This is a genomic window from Bradyrhizobium nitroreducens (genome assembly GCF_002776695.1).
Lineage (GTDB): Bacteria > Pseudomonadota > Alphaproteobacteria > Rhizobiales > Xanthobacteraceae > Bradyrhizobium > Bradyrhizobium nitroreducens.
In genome coordinates this window covers 3,872,543-3,885,715 of sequence record NZ_LFJC01000003.1, presented here as the reverse complement: position 1 = coordinate 3,885,715, position 13,173 = coordinate 3,872,543, and the positions used below count along the sequence as shown (strand labels likewise).

Here is a 13,173-nt window from a genome sequence, read left to right as displayed (position 1 = left end):
TCGTTGTCTCACCTGCGGGGACAACGACTTGTTCGACAATCCGGCGCGGCGTTCGGTCCGGCCTACGCCGCCGCCTTCTTGCGTGCCAGCTCGGCCTTGTACAGCTCGAACTCCTCCGCAACCGCCTTCGCAATCGACGGCCGCTGGCGCAGACGCTCGTAATAGGCCTTCACGTTCGGCCATTTCGCAAGATCGATCGGCGGCGTCGCCATGGTCCAGTTGATGACGGTGACGAGATAGGCGTCCGCCACGCTGAAATGGTCGAGCAGGAAGTCGCGGCCCTTCAGGTAATTGTCGAGATAGTCGAGCCGCGACAGGTTCTTCTCCAGCGCATAGGCCTTGGTTTCCTGCGGTGCCTTGCGGTCGAGCACGGGGATGAAGAGGCCTTTGTGCAACTCGGTGCCGATGAAGCAGAGCCATTGGTGCAGGCGGGTCCGATCGATGCCTTCGGCGGCGCCGAGCCCCGATTTCGGAAAGCGATCGGCGACGTATTGCAGGATCGCCGCGTTCTCGGTCAGGACCACGCCGTCGTCGGTGCGCAGCGTCGGCACCAAACCGATCGGATTGACGGCGCGGAAGTCGGAGCCGTCGCTCAGCACGGTCTTGGTCGGCGGGTCGACCTCGAGATAGTTCGCCTCGGCACCGGCTTCATACAGCGCGACGCGGGTCGCCATCGAACAGGCGAGCGGCGAGAAATAGAGATCCATCTGTAGCCTCCTTGGCAATTCTCTTGAGTTTTCGCTCAACCTGGCCAGATTGATTTTTGTACTGTCTTGCATAATATGGGGTCGGTCAAGGACTATTTTGCGAGATGGTACAAAAATCAAAACCGCCAGCTGTTGCCAGCGAGCCCGAGCGCCGCGGCGGACCGAAGCGCCGCGGCCGCCCCCGCGCCTACGAGCCGGAGGTCGCGCTCGGCAAGGCGCTGGACCTGTTCCGCAAGCAGGGCTTTGCCGCGACGTCGCTCGATGATCTGAGCGAAGCCACCGGCATGAATCGCCCGAGCCTCTATGGCGCCTTCGGCGACAAGCGCGAGCTCTACATCAAGAGCTATCAGCGCTACCGCGAGGAGGCGCGGGCCTCCATGGCTGAGATCTTTCGCGAGGACATGCCGGTGCGCCAGCGGCTGGAGCGCATCTTCGCCTCCGCGCTGAACATCTATCTGTCCGGCGAGACCGGCCCGCGCGGATGCTTCACGGTGGTGACGGCGGCATCCGAAGCCGTAGGAGATCCCGAGATTCGCGCCATGGTGCTCGACGGTCTCACCGAGCTCGACAAGGCCTTTGCGAGCTGCTTCCGCCGCGCCAAGGAGAAGGGCGAGTTGCCGGAGAGCGCCGATCCGGTCGTGCTGGCACAGCTCGCCTCAGCCACCGTGCATAGCATCGCCATCCGCTCCCGCGCGCGCGTCTCACGCAAGGAGCTGGAGGCCATCGTCAAGGGCGCGATCGACGTGATGCTGGGCGCCAAGCAGTAGGTTGTCGTCCCGGACAAGCGTAAGCGCAGATCCGGGACCCCATACGCCGCAGCAGTAGTTTGGCGACGACTCGGAGTTACCAGTCAGCGCTACAACCACTCCCTGTGGTTATGGGTCCCTGCGCCCGTGCGCAATTGCGCACTAGGCAGGGACGACCGCGAGCAGGTGGCGCGATCGCGCGTCCAATTACGCCGCGCGAATCTGTGCGAGGAAGCGATCCACCTCATCGCGCAGCCGCTGCGACTGTTTCGACAGCTCGACCGCCGAACCCAGCACTTCCTCCGCCGCCGTACCCGTCGCGGCGATGCCGGCGGTGACACCGGAGATGTTTTGCGAGACCTCGCCGGTGCGGGCGGCGGCCTGCTGGACGTTCTTGGCGATCTCCTGCGTCGCGGTGCCCTGCTGGCCGACGGCAGCGGCGATCGCGGCGGAGATCTCGTCGACCTGCTGGATCGTCGCGCAGATCGACTGGATGCCGTCCACCGCGCCGGTGGTCTCACCCTGCACCGCCGTGACCTGCGCCCCGATCTCCTCTGTCGCCTTCGCGGTCTGGGTCGCGAGTGCCTTGACCTCGGAAGCGACCACGGCAAAGCCGCGGCCGGCTTCGCCCGCGCGCGCCGCTTCGATCGTCGCGTTCAGCGCCAGCAGGTTGGTCTGTCCGGCGATGCCGTTGATGAAGGAGACGACGTCGCCGATCTTCTGTGCGGCCTCCGCCAGGCTCTGCACGCGCGCATTCGACTGCCTGCCGTCGCTGGCGGCCTTGCCGACCACCTCGGTGGCGTGAGCCAGGCGCCGGCTGATCTCGGTCATCGAGGAGGACAATTCCTCGGCCGCTGCCGCGACGGTCTGCACATTCTCCGAGGCCAGCGCCGAAGCCGAGGACACCGCGCCCGTCTGCTGCCGGGACTGCTCGACGATCGCCGACATCGAGCGCGCCGTGTGCTCCATCTCGACCGCGGCCGCGGACACCGTGGTGACGACGTCGCGGATGCTGGCCTCGAAATTGTCGGCAAGCGCGGCGAAGGCGCGTCGCTTCTCCGCTTCCGACTGCGCCTTGGCTTCCAACTGCTCGGTCTGGAGCGCGTTGAATCTCACGGCATTGTCGCGGAACACCGTGACCGCCTTCACCATCGCGCCGACCTCGTCATTCGCCTTGCTGGTGGGAACGGCGACGTCGGTGCGCCCGTCCGCGAGTTCGCGCATGACGGACGTGATGGAGATGATCGGACGCGAGATGCTGCGGGCGATGAGATAGCCGACGATCGCGGCCAGCACGAGGCCGAGCGCGGCGATGCCGATGGCGAGCAGCCAGGCACGGTCGGCGGAGGCTTCGTAATCGGCATTGTCCATCACCAATTCGACGGCGCCGAGCGGCTTTCCGGAGAAGTCCTTGATCGGTCCGAGCAGCGATGCGACCGGAATATTGTCGAGCCTGGCCTGCTTCACGGTGAAGCTGCCTGCGGTGGCGCGGCCATAATCGGCCGCCTCGAAGAAGCTCTTGCCCTTCAGCGTGCCGCCGAACAGCTTGAAACCCGCGCCGTCGGCAAGATGGAAGGCGATGTCGACGTGGCGGTTGGTCTTGAAATCGTCGAGGAAGGACTGGCCGAAGGTCAGGCCGAATTCGACCGTGCCGAGTTGCTTGCCCCCTTGCGCGATGGGCACCACGCCTCGGATCCCGAGCCCGGCCACGCCGCCCTCGAGCCCGACCACGATCTTGTGCTCCTGATTGGCGACCAGGACCGTCTTGCGGAAGCCGGAGAGATCATCGCCGAACTTCGCGGGCTGATGCACGCGCAGGAACGAGGTCGCCGGCGCCACATGGAACTGGAACTGCTCGACCCCGTATTCCGATTTGGTGGCGGCGAACACCGGCCCGAACAGGGCCATCAGCGCGTTGCGGTCCTGCCTGGCCATCGCATCCTGCGTCGCCGGCATTGCGGCCACCACGGTGCTCATGGCGGCGGCGCGGTGCGACTCCTCCGCGATCCGCGACAGCAGGGCATCGTAATGACTGCGCAGCTCGCGCTGGTCGGCGCGGTCGATGATCCCGGCGATGATCCACATCGCCCCGAGCACGGCGAACAAGGCAGTCGCCGCCGCCGTCACCGCGAGGGCAACCGTGATCCGCATCCTGAGGCCGAGGCTCGCGCGCATGTCCGACTCGTTCTTTGACCGTTGGTTAAGAACGCTTATCAAGTTCTCGCTAAGAGAGCGTGAACGGGATACCGTCGGAGCGCGGTGGTTGTGGGAGCGCGCAGCGCGCCTAATACCCCCTGGCCCGGTCCACCACGTTCTCCAGCGCACCTCCCGCCTCGAACCGCGCGATCTGCTCGGCGACATAGACCGAGATCGCGTCCGCGTCGGTGTCGGCGGCGTTGTGCGGCGTCAGCACCACCTTGGGGTGGGTCCAGAACCGGCTGTCCGCCGGCTGTGGCTCCTGCACGAAGACGTCGAGGGAGGCGGCGCCCAGCGTGCCGTCGTCGAGGCAGGCCAGGATATCGGCTTCGTTCTGCAAGCCGCCGCGGCCGGCATTGATCAGCACCGGCGCGCCGAGCGGGCTGTTGCGGTTGAGTTTCGCGAAGAGCTCGCGGTTGAGGATGCCGTGCGTCTCAGGCGTCAGCGGCAGCAGGCAGACCAGGATGTCGGTCTTGCGCAGGAACGCATCGATCTGCTCTGCGCCGTGGAAGCATTCGACGCCGTCGATCATGCGTGGGCTGCGGCTCCAGCCGGCGACCCGGAAGCCGAGCCGCCGCAGCACGTCGGCCGCGTCCGCGCCGAGCGTGCCCAATCCCATGACGCCGACCGTCACCGCGCTGGCCGGCCATTGATATCTGGGCTCCCAGCGTTTTGCGCGCTGAGACTCCCGCAAATAGAGCTCCTGGCGGTGGTGCATCAGCACGTGCAGCACGACATATTCGGTCATGCGGCCGGTCAAGTCGGGCACGGCGACGCGGACCAGCGGCACGTCAGGCAGGCTCTTGTCCGCCATCAGCGCATCGACGCCCGCACCCAGATTGAAGATGGCCCGCAGATTGGGAAACGAGCCGAGATCGCCGGGCACAGGTTTCCATACCGCGGCATAGTGCACCTCGGCCGGATCGAGCCCGTCATCCGGCAGCAGCACCACGCGGCGACCGCCGCAGACCGTGTCGAACCGGGCCTTCCAGCGCTCCGGCAGCCAGTTCTGCTGCGTGCTGTTGATCAGGACGGCCAGTGTGCCCATGGTCATTCGAAGTGCCTCGTCAGGTTCCGCTCAAGAAGGCCCTCTTGGCACGACCCGCCGGCTTTTTCCTGCTATTTTTTTCCGCAGCCCTGTCGGAGCGGGGCAGAGTGAACCGTCTTCAAAACAAGACCCCAGGAAAATGTCGCCCATGCTTTATGCAATCCTTTGCTATCACGATGAGGACTTCGTCGGCTCCTGGAGCAAGGAGCAGGACGAGGCCGTCATGAAGAAGCTCGCCGTGGTGCAGGAGAGGCTGACCAAAGAGGGCCGGCTCGGGCCGGTCGCGCGGCTGTTGCCGACCACGGCAGCGGCGACCTTGCGCAAGGAGGATCCGCCGCTGGTGCTCGACGGCCCCTATGCCGAGACCAAGGAGCAGCTGCTCGGCTTCTACATCGTCGACTGCAAGAACCTCGACGACGCGCTCGACGTCGCCCGCGACCTCGGCGCTGCCAATCCTGGCGGCGCCTATGAGGTGCGCCCCGTCGGCGTGTTCCGGCCCGGAGGGAATCTGACGTGAGCGAAGCCGACACCGGCTGGATCGAGACCGCGCTGACCTCGGCGCGCCCCCAGGCGGTCGGTGCGCTGCTGCGTTATTTCCGTGATCTCGACACCGCCGAGGAGGCATTCCAGAACGCCTCCTTACGCGCGCTCAAGAGCTGGCCGCAGAACGGGCCGCCGCGCGATCCTGCGGCCTGGCTGATCATGGTCGGCCGCAATGCCGCGATCGACGAGGTGCGCCGGACCCGCAAGCAGCAGCCGCTGCCGGAGGACGACCAGGCGATTTCGGATCTCGACGACGCGGAGGGCGCGCTGGCCGAGCGGCTGGACGGGTCGCATTATCGCGACGACATCCTGCGGTTGATGTTCGTCTGCTGCCATCCGCAGCTGCCGGCGACGCAGCAGATCGCGCTGGCGCTGCGCATCGTCTCGGGCCTCACCGTGAAGCAGATCGCGCGCGCCTTCCTGGTCTCGGAGGCGGCGATGGAGCAGCGCATCACGCGCGCCAAGGCCAGGATCGCGGAAGCCGGCGTGCCGTTCGAGGCGCCCGGCGCCGTCGAGCGCTCGGAGCGGCTCGCGGGCGTCGCGGCGATGATCTATCTGATCTTCAACGAGGGCTATTCGGCGAGCGGCGACACCGCGGCGATCCGCATACCGCTGTGCGAGGAGGCGATCCGTCTGGCCCGCCTGCTGCTCCGGCTGTTTCCGAGCGAGCCCGAGATCATGGGGCTCACCGCGCTCATCCTGCTGCAGCATGCACGCAGCGCCGCGCGCTTTGCGGCGGACGGCACGCTGATTCTGCTGGACGACCAAGACCGCTCGCTGTGGAACGGGACCATGATCGCGGAGGGGCTCGCGCTGATCGACAAGGCAATGCGCCATCGCCGCAGCGGTCCCTATCAGATCCAGGCCGCGATCGCCGCGCTGCATGCGCGCGCCAAGACGCCTGAAGAAACCGACTGGGCCCAGATCGACCTGCTCTATGGCGCGCTCGAGCTGGTGCAGCCTTCGCCCGTGGTGACGCTCAACCGTGCCGTCGCGGTCTCCAAGGTGCGCGGGCCGCAAGCTGCGCTCGATCTGATCGAGCCGCTGGCGCCGAAGCTCGCGAGCTACTTCCACTTCTACGGCGTGCGCGGCGCCTTCCTGATGCAGCTTGGCCGCAGCGACGAGGCCCGGATCGCCTTCGATCGCGCCATTGCGCTCGCCAACACCTCCGCGGAAGCCGCCCACATCCGCATGCATCTCGATCGCCTGATCCGGGACAGCCAGCCGAAGGCAAAGCAAGGCGCGAAGGCGACCTGACGCGCGAGACCCTCTCCGCCGTCATGCCCGGCTTGACCCGGGCATCCACGCCCGGCCATGACGAAAAGATTCGTCCGCCCTTGTCGGCCCCCGCCGTTCCCGTTCGTCCTTTGCCCGTATCCACGGAGCCATCCATGCTGAAAGCCATTGCCATCATCGCCATCGTGCTCGCCGCCGGCCTAGCCGGGGTTCTCGTCTTCGCCTTGACGAAACCCGACACATTCCGCGTCGAACGCTCGCTCGCCGTGAAGGCGCCGGCCGATGCGATCTATCCGCAGGTGGCCGATTTCCGCCGCTGGACCGGCTGGTCGCCCTATGAAGCCCGTGATCCCGCCATGAAGCGGACCTTCGGCGGAACCGCTGACGGAAAAGGCGCGACCTATGCCTGGGACGGCAACAACAATGTCGGCGCCGGCCACATGGAGATCCTCGAGGCGAGCGGGCCGTCAAGGCTTCGCATCAAGCTCGATTTCGAGCGGCCGTTCGAAGGCCACAACACCGCTGAGTTCACCTTTGTGCCGCAAGGCGATGCCACTCTGGTCACATGGGCGATGTACGGTCCGGCTCCGTTCATGTCCAAGGTCATGCAGGTGTTCATCGACATGGACAGCATGATCGGCAAGGATTTCGAGGCCGGCCTCGCCAGCCTGAAGAAGCTGACCGAGAAGCAATAAGCTTCACTGCAAACGAAGAGGAGAGAAACGATGCTCAATGCCTATCTGTTCTATCAGGACACTTGCGAAGCCGCGTTCAACTTCTACGCCAGGACTTTGGGCGGCAAGATCGACGCGATGATGCGCTCATCGGATGCGCCGCCGGACACGCCTGCCGCGCCCGGCCGCGAGAAGACGATCATGCATGCACGGATGTCGCTGCCCGACGGCAGCGTGCTGATGGCTTCCGACGTGCCGCCCGAGCACTTCAGCAAGCCGCAGGGCTTTTCGATCTCGTTCACGGTCAAGGACCCCGCAGACGGTGAGCGCAAGTTCAATGCGCTCGCCGACGGCGGCACCGTCACCATGCCCTTCAGCAAGACGTTCTGGGCCAAGGGCTTCGGCATGTGCGTCGACAAGTTCGGCATTCCCTGGATGGTGAACTGCCCGGCGGAAGGAATGTGACGCGTAAGACTGCGCGCATGATTGATTGAGCAACGGTCCCCTCTCTCCATCGTCGCGGGAGAGGGGATGAATGGATTTGCCGCGTCACGCTCGGAACGGTCGCGAGCCGCTCAGCGGATCGATCCGGTCACGTCTTCGTCTTGTCGCGGCTGAACGCAGCGCGGGCAGATCACGAGCTTGGTGCCGAGCTGCTTGTCGCGCTCCGCTTCGATTTCGTCATACACCGCCCACCACGCCTCAGAGTATGGCCGCAAGGTGCCGAGCACTCTTTCCCGCTCCTGATTGGGATCGGTTGCGGCGGGCGCGGGGGACGTTGCGCGCCGCTTGCCGACATGGGCGCGGTGCGAGCTCTTGTTGGGGTCTTGGCCGAGGCCGTCCCAAGCGATCGGACGACGCTCCTGCGCCGGCGCGACTGCACATCCAAGCAGCGCTGTGCAGAAAGTGAGCAAGACAATGCCGTGTCGCATCATGCCGGATCCAGACTTCGGTGCGTAACGTGCAAGCGCCGTTTAGGAAGCTCACATCGCGTCGATCAAATGGAACTTAACGCAAATCGGTTGGTCGGCATGGCCGCGGAATGAACGAACGATTCACATCACTTTGTGCGAGCAGTGAGGCCGCTTCGTGAAACAATGCGGATCGCATTGCACAACAATTGGCGCAATATTGGGCTGTGATCTGCACGTTAGAATCGCTATTGGTGATTCATAAAATCTACAAACTGGGGTGGACGTCACTTGGAAGGGGAGCGACCGATGGCGGCGGCGCTACAGATCAATTTTGCCCTATGGGGGATGCTTATCTGCGCCAGCATGAAGCTGGTGCCGGTGATTCAGACTCTCTACTGAAGGCAGCCACAGCGTGATGGCGTAGAGCCCGGTGCGAATAAATCGCCAGCACCAGGGAACCTGCCTTACGGCCTCGGGCCAGCCAAGTGCCTTCAAGTCAGGCGCCCTTCATGTGACGCGGTTCACAGGAGTCATCGACGTCACATTCGTGGCGGCTGTCGGACGCGTCAGCGGCAGCGCGGGTAGATCGCGGCGAGATCGCGCCCTCTCAGCAGGAGCAAGCGCGAGGTGAGGCCGCCGCGGCGGCTGATCCAGTCGCGTACCGGGCCGGGATAGGCCGCAAGCACTGCAACCGATGCTTCCGGCTCGGCATAGAAGCGACCGCGCCGGTCCACCGAACGTGCCGCGTGGAAGCCGAGCACGGCGCGCTTGGTGACGCAGATGCGCTCATCCGGCACGATGCTGAGCACCAGTGTGCAGGCGGACAGGCAGGGACCGTCGATGACTACGCGCTCGCCGCTCTCGCGCACCTTCTCGAACAGATCGAGGAACGGTCCGACCTGTCCCCCCGGAGACTGGATGATGCGGATTTCGGCGACGGCAGGGGTGATGGCGACGAGCACGGATGCGAGCATCAGGACCTTGAGGAAAATGACGCGTCGCATGGCACTCTCCACGAATTCGATTCCGGTGGGCAAAGCGTAGCGTGCCCACCATCTGCACCGCAAAATTCGGGATCGATGGTGGGCACGGCGCGTTGCGCCTTTGCCCGCTCTGCGAATCCCGTGCCTATCCGTTCCGCCTTTGCCCGCGCAGCGTCGGCAGGCCGATACCCGCCGCATCGAAGCCGCCATCAACGGCCAAAATTTGTCCGGTGATGTAGCTCGCGCTGCCCGAGCAGAGGAAGTAGATCGCTTCGGCAAGCTCTTCCTCGAGGCCGTAGCGGTTGAGCGGAATGGCATCGTGATAGTCGGCGCGGATCTCCCTGCTGTGCACCTGCTTCGCCATCGCCGTGTCGACCGGTCCCGGCGCGACCGCGTTGACGCGGATGTTGAGCGAGGCGAGCTCGACCGCGAGCTGCTTGGTCAGGTGCGCCAGCCCGGCCTTGCTGGTGCCGTAAGCCGAGCGCAGGGTCGAGGCGCGCACTGCCGAGATCGAGGTGATGTTGACGATGGCGCCGCCATGGCCCTCGCGCATCAGGGGCACCGCCGCCTTGGTGCAAAGGAAGGGACCGGTGAGATTGACTTCGAGCACGCGGCGCCAGTCGATCTCGGATGTTTCCATCAGCGGCGCGAACACCGCGATGCCGGCATTGTTGACGAGCGCATCCAGGCGGCCGAACCGGCCCGCGACCGCCTCCATTGCATCGCTCACTGCGGCTGCGTCCGAGACGTCGCAGGTCAGTGCCAGCGTCGCCTCGCTTTGGTCGATTTCGGCGACCGCCCGGCCGAGCAACTCGCCCTCGATGTCGAGCAGCGCCACACGCCAGCCCTCGGCCAGGAACTTCTTCGCGGTCGCGAGCCCGATGCCGCGCGCGGCTCCAGTGACGAGAGCGACTTTGGTGGGCGAGGGGGTCATGACGGGGTCCTTTGCTCGAACCCGCGGCATGACAGTTTAGCTGGCCCCGCGCAAGGGATCAGAACTTGGGGCCGACATATCTGAGACGGTTGATATCGGACTGCCCCTGTTCCGGGAATTCCAGCGTGGGCGTGACATGGCCGACGAGGATGCCCGGTGTCACAGCAGTCTTGATGTATTTGGACTCGCCGGCAGACAGCTGGAATGACACCGCATTCTCGACCTCGGTTGCCGTCGTCACGACATACTTCCCCGGGGGACGGTCGACAAAAGTGAACCCGCCGGGCACGGACCTGCCGACGACTTCATTGTTCATCCGGATCTCAGGCTGAACAGCAGATCCAACGAATTCGCCCGGCCGGGTGAAGTACACTCGGCCCAGGCCAGGCTTCAATGGCGGCATCTGGAAGGCCGGTTCGTCCAGGCCTCGTGGGCTCGCGCAACTCGCCAACAAAAATCCGACAAGCAAAAGGGGCAGCGCCCCGATCTTCGACCTCATATGCCCCCGTCCCAAATATCGGAGCGCCCAGCTCCAAATCAGCGGCAAACGGCGAGCAATTGCCTCGCCGTTTCCTCGCCCCCACGGACTTGATTAGGCATACACGCCTTGATTGTGCAACCGTTTTTCAATCGGCAAGCACAGCGGGTATCTATGGCTGCTCGTACGTGTCCATCGGGCAGCGCTGGCTGCGCCGACTATGCCAGCTCCGCCGACGCCCGCTGCATGTTGGCCGACATGTCCGCCGTCACGATGCTCTGTTCCTCGACCGCGGCGGCGGTGGAGGCAATGAACGCGTTGACGCCGGCGATCGCGACCTTGATCGTGGTCAGGGAGCTGGCGACGTCGCCGGAGATGGTATTCAGCGCGTCGATTTCGGACGTGATCGTATCGGTCGCCTGCTTGGCTTGACTTGCAAGATTCTTCACCTCGGAGGCGACCACGGCGAAGCCCCGGCCGGCTTCGCCCGCGCGGGCCGATTCGATCGTGGCGTTGAGCGCGAGCAAATTGATCTGGCTGGTGATGCCGGAGATCATCTCGACGATGCCGCTCATGGCCTGTGCGGCCGCGGTCAGCTTCTGGGCCTGGCCGTCGGCGGATTCGACGCGGTTGGTCGCGACTTTGGAATTCTCGCGCGACTTCGCCATGGTCTCGGAGATCTCGCGTATCGAAGCGCTCATCTGCTCGCTGCCGGCCGCGACCGCCTCGATCAGCCCGCGCGCGTTGTCGGCCTTCTTGCGACCGATCGCCTGCGCGGTGATGTCGGTGGCGTATTTCACCACCTTGTAGGGCTTGCCGTTCAGATCGAAGATCGGGTTGTAGGACGCCTGGATCCAGATCTCGCGGCCGCCCTTGGCGATGCGCTTGTATTCGGCGGCCTGGTATTCGCCGCGGTTAAGCGTCTCCCAGAACTGGCGATAGGCGAGCGAATTCTTCTCGTTCGGCTCGACGAACATGGAGTGGTGCCGGCCCTTGATCTCGGCGAGCGAATAGCCCAGAGCCTTCAGGAAGTTCTCGTTGGCGGTGCGGATCGTGCCGTCCATGTTGAATTCGATCACCGCCTGCGACTTCTGGATCGCGGCGAGCTGGCCGTCATTGTCGGCCGCCCTCATCTTCTGCGCCGTGACATCGGTCGCGAACTTCACCACCTTGAACGGCTTGCCGTTCTCGTCGAGGATCGGATTGTAGGTCGCGATGATCCAGATTTCCTTCGCCCCCTTGCCCAGCCGCTTGTATTCGGCGGCTTCGAATTCGCCGCGGTTCAGCTTGACCCAGAACGCGGCGTAGGCCGCACTCGTGCGGTCCTCGGGCGTCACGAACATGCTGTGATGCTTGCCCTTGATCTCGTCGAGCGAGTAGCCCATCGCATTCAGGAAGTTCTCGTTGGCGCTGATGATGGTGCCGTCCATCTGGAACTCGATCACGGCCTGCGCGCGGTTCACCGCGGCGATCTTGCCGGAATCCTCCATGGTCTTGATCTTGTGCGCCGTGATGTCGGTGGCGAACTTGATGAAGCTGACCACCTTGCCGTTCTCGTCGCGCAGCGGCGCGTAGGAGGCGTGGATCCAGAGTTCCTTGCCGCCCTTGCCGAAACGCTTGTATTGCGTGGTCTGGAACTCGCCGCGGTTCAGGCTGGCCCAGAAGTCGCGATAGCGGGCGCTCTCTCGCTCGGCCGCGCTGACGAAGATGCTGTGGTGCTTGCCCTTGATCTCGGCCAGCGTGTAGCCGCTCATCTTGAGCAGGTTCTCATTGGCATCGAGGATGGTGCCGTCGAGACCGAATTCGATCACGGCCTGCGACCGATCGAGTGCCTCGACCTCCGCGATCGCGTGCCTGACCTTCTTGCTCTGGAAATTGAACACGTGAGCTCCGCAATCCGCCGGGAGCGAATCGGCAGCATCGGCGTACCGCTTCCCCCGCCCGAAAATTTGCATGCTCTCCTTGAGCGTTTGTAAACTGAGACAAGGGCTGCGGCCGGTTCCGCAATTTCACGTGCGTCAGCCAACTATTTCAACCGGCGAGGGTTCTCGCTCCATATGCACGGCGGGAGTCACATCGCGGGTTCGTATTTTTACGGACGGCATGCGAATTATTTTTCGCGGCGTGTCGACGAAGTTCCCGCAGGCGGACCGTGGCGGCGACATCCGCGTCGCCTCCGACCGGGGATGACCGCCAAGAAAATCTTCTCGCCCGTGTCGGCCTCGCGGCACCGCGTTCGTCTTACAGGGGCACCGCCGTCATTCCGGGAACGCGATTTCGGCTTGGCCGGAAGGTCGGGAGTAACAAGGACACCCCATGCGATTCATGATGCTGATGATCCCGCTCGGCTACGAAGCCGCGCCGCCGGACGTGCAACTCGATCCCGAACGTGTCGCCGCGATGATGCGCTACAACGAGGCGCTGAAGGACGCCGGCGTGCTGATCACGCTGGACGGGCTCCATCCGCCGTCGATGGGCGCACGCGTTTCGTTTGCGACCGGTGAGCCCATGGTCACGGATGGCCCCTTCGCCGAGGCCAAGGAAGTCCTGGGCGGCTACTGGATGATCGAGGTCGCCTCGCGGGCGGAGGCGATCGCCTGGGCAAAGCGATGCCCGGCCTCGCCGAACGAGATCATCGAGATCCGCCAAGTGCAGGAAATGGCCGACTTTCCGCCTGACGTGCAGGCGGCCGCCGCCGGTTTCGACGAGCTGAA

General features: G+C 64.7%; 14 protein-coding genes. 6 read left to right on the top strand and 8 right to left on the bottom strand.

The window, feature by feature from the left end:
• Positions 1-62: 62 nt before the first annotated feature.
• On the bottom strand, positions 63-707 hold the full coding sequence (locus tag TSA1_RS18780) for a glutathione binding-like protein (protein WP_100177648.1): 645 nt from the start codon (positions 705-707) through the stop codon (positions 63-65).
• 104 nt (positions 708-811) lie between these two features.
• On the opposite strand from TSA1_RS18780, the gene TSA1_RS18775 reads away from it, so the two are divergent.
• Positions 812-1,474 (top strand): TetR/AcrR family transcriptional regulator, encoded by a 663-nt coding sequence (locus TSA1_RS18775; protein ID WP_100177647.1) that lies wholly within the window; start codon positions 812-814, stop codon positions 1,472-1,474.
• Between the two features lie 186 nt (positions 1,475-1,660).
• Here the strand turns inward: TSA1_RS18775 and TSA1_RS18770 are convergent, their stop codons facing one another.
• Positions 1,661-3,628 carry a methyl-accepting chemotaxis protein gene (locus TSA1_RS18770; protein WP_161497245.1) on the bottom strand — a complete coding sequence of 656 codons (1,968 nt, stop codon included), beginning with the start codon at positions 3,626-3,628 and terminating at the stop codon, positions 1,661-1,663.
• A gap of 109 nt (positions 3,629-3,737) precedes the next feature.
• The gene (locus tag TSA1_RS18765; RefSeq protein ID WP_100177646.1) at positions 3,738-4,703 is read right to left on the bottom strand and encodes a 2-hydroxyacid dehydrogenase; all 966 of its coding nucleotides are present in this window, start codon (positions 4,701-4,703) and stop codon (positions 3,738-3,740) included.
• A 142-nt stretch (positions 4,704-4,845) separates the two neighbouring features.
• Between TSA1_RS18765 and TSA1_RS18760 the strand changes: the two genes are divergently transcribed.
• The 4 genes from TSA1_RS18760 to TSA1_RS18745 all read left to right on the top strand — a co-directional run bounded on the left by TSA1_RS18760 (position 4,846) and on the right by TSA1_RS18745 (position 7,615).
• The gene (locus TSA1_RS18760; protein WP_100177645.1) at positions 4,846-5,214 is read left to right on the top strand and encodes a YciI family protein; all 369 of its coding nucleotides are present in this window, start codon (positions 4,846-4,848) and stop codon (positions 5,212-5,214) included.
• Positions 5,211-6,497, top strand: a complete 1,287-nt coding sequence (locus tag TSA1_RS18755) for an RNA polymerase sigma factor (protein WP_100177644.1) — start codon at positions 5,211-5,213, stop codon at positions 6,495-6,497. The genes TSA1_RS18760 and TSA1_RS18755 overlap by 4 nt, the downstream gene beginning before the upstream one ends.
• A gap of 134 nt (positions 6,498-6,631) precedes the next feature.
• A complete protein-coding gene (gene kdpF / locus TSA1_RS18750) occupies positions 6,632-7,171 on the top strand; it encodes a K(+)-transporting ATPase subunit F (protein WP_100177643.1) in 540 nt (179 codons plus the stop codon).
• Positions 7,172-7,201: 30 nt separating this feature from the next.
• Entirely contained in the window at positions 7,202-7,615 is a 414-nt protein-coding gene (locus TSA1_RS18745) for a VOC family protein (RefSeq protein WP_100177642.1), read from the top strand.
• Positions 7,616-7,725: 110 nt separating this feature from the next.
• On the opposite strand, the gene TSA1_RS18740 is transcribed toward TSA1_RS18745, so the two are convergent.
• From TSA1_RS18740 to TSA1_RS18720, 5 genes are all read right to left on the bottom strand, one after another.
• On the bottom strand, positions 7,726-8,085 hold the full coding sequence (locus tag TSA1_RS18740; RefSeq protein WP_100177641.1) for a hypothetical protein: 360 nt from the start codon (positions 8,083-8,085) through the stop codon (positions 7,726-7,728).
• 545 nt (positions 8,086-8,630) lie between these two features.
• Positions 8,631-9,068 carry a hypothetical protein gene (locus TSA1_RS18735; RefSeq protein WP_100181207.1) on the bottom strand — a complete coding sequence of 146 codons (438 nt, stop codon included), beginning with the start codon at positions 9,066-9,068 and terminating at the stop codon, positions 8,631-8,633.
• Positions 9,069-9,192: 124 nt separating this feature from the next.
• Positions 9,193-9,981 (bottom strand): SDR family NAD(P)-dependent oxidoreductase, encoded by a 789-nt coding sequence (locus TSA1_RS18730; protein WP_100177640.1) that lies wholly within the window; start codon positions 9,979-9,981, stop codon positions 9,193-9,195.
• A gap of 58 nt (positions 9,982-10,039) precedes the next feature.
• Positions 10,040-10,384: a DUF2846 domain-containing protein gene (locus tag TSA1_RS18725; protein WP_245448559.1), complete on the bottom strand. Its 345-nt coding sequence runs from the start codon at positions 10,382-10,384 to the stop codon at positions 10,040-10,042.
• A gap of 293 nt (positions 10,385-10,677) precedes the next feature.
• A complete protein-coding gene (locus tag TSA1_RS18720; protein WP_100177638.1) occupies positions 10,678-12,342 on the bottom strand; it encodes a methyl-accepting chemotaxis protein in 1,665 nt (554 codons plus the stop codon).
• A gap of 433 nt (positions 12,343-12,775) precedes the next feature.
• On the opposite strand from TSA1_RS18720, the gene TSA1_RS18715 reads away from it, so the two are divergent.
• The coding region (locus TSA1_RS18715) for a YciI family protein (RefSeq protein WP_100181206.1) at positions 12,776-13,173 on the top strand (398 nt) is incomplete at its 3' end.